Genomic DNA, 485 nt, shown 5'->3' with positions numbered 1-485 from the left:
GGACCGCCGTGTCCAACTCGGTGTCCTTGACCAGAACCGAGATCCGGATCTCGGAGGTGGAGATCAGGTCGATGTTGACGCCGACCTCGGCCAGCGCCTCGCAGAACTTGGCGGTGACGCCGGGATGGCTGCGCATACCCGCACCGACCAGGGACACCTTGCCGATGTGGTCGTCGTAGAGCACCTGGCTGAACCCGATCTCATCCTTGAGCGCGGTCAGCTTCTCCACGGCCGTCGGGCCGTTGTCCATCGGACAGGTGAAGGTGATGTCGGTCTTGCCGTCCTCGACCTTCGAGATGTTCTGCAACACCATGTCGATGTTCACGTCGGCGTCGGCGACCGCGCGGAACACCTGGGCGGCGTAACCCGGCACGTCGGGCAGACCGACGACGGTGACCTTGGCCTCCCCGCGGTCGTGGGCTACTCCGGTCAGAAGGGCGTCTTCCATGGGGATGTCCTCGATCGATCCTTTGACGATGGTGCCG

The 485-nt window shown here is 64.3% G+C and carries 1 protein-coding gene; it reads right to left on the bottom strand.

Going from position 1 to position 485, the window contains the following annotated elements; genetic code table 11:
* Nucleotides 1-448: ACT domain-containing protein (locus RM572_RS28885; protein ID WP_394813728.1), on the bottom strand; the 448-nt coding region annotated here is incomplete at its 3' end.
* Between the last annotated feature and the right edge of the window lie 37 nt (nt 449-485).

It is taken from the genome of Streptomyces hazeniae, from assembly GCF_031845485.1.
GTDB classification, from domain to species: Bacteria; Actinomycetota; Actinomycetes; order Streptomycetales; family Streptomycetaceae; genus Streptomyces; species Streptomyces hazeniae.
Note: the sequence above shows the minus strand (reverse complement) of the source record. Positions and strands in the feature narration are given on the sequence as shown.